Source organism: Oceanobacillus saliphilus, from assembly GCF_023522835.1.
Taxonomy (GTDB): Bacteria; Bacillota; Bacilli; order Bacillales; family Amphibacillaceae; genus Oceanobacillus; species Oceanobacillus saliphilus.
The window spans coordinates 1-258 of the sequence record NZ_JALCZU010000220.1 but is presented as its reverse complement, the minus strand read 5'-3'; the positions used below and the strand labels follow the sequence as shown (position 1 = coordinate 258).

Here is a 258-nt window from a genome sequence, read left to right as displayed (position 1 = left end):
CAGATCCAAGCCGGGATGCACAAGACTCCCAGAACCAGTGGCACGATGATCTTCGCAGTGCCCCAAGAATCCAAGTGCTCTTTGGCAGCCGAGAACGGCACGAGTATAAGGCCGAACACAAGGACCAACAAGATACTCCCAATGACATCCAATTGCCAGAACAGAGCAGCGGCCAGGCGTTTCCCGCCGTAGACTTGGTACGGGGTCCGATAGTTGTCGAGAGCGCCGGCCTTTTTCGCTTTGCGACTGACCCACCAG

Annotated in this window: 1 protein-coding gene; it reads right to left on the bottom strand. The window is 56.6% G+C overall.

Going from position 1 to position 258, the window contains the following annotated elements:
- A partial coding sequence (locus MN204_RS20975) for a hypothetical protein (protein ID WP_249872982.1) occupies positions 1-258 on the bottom strand: 258 nt, incomplete at both ends.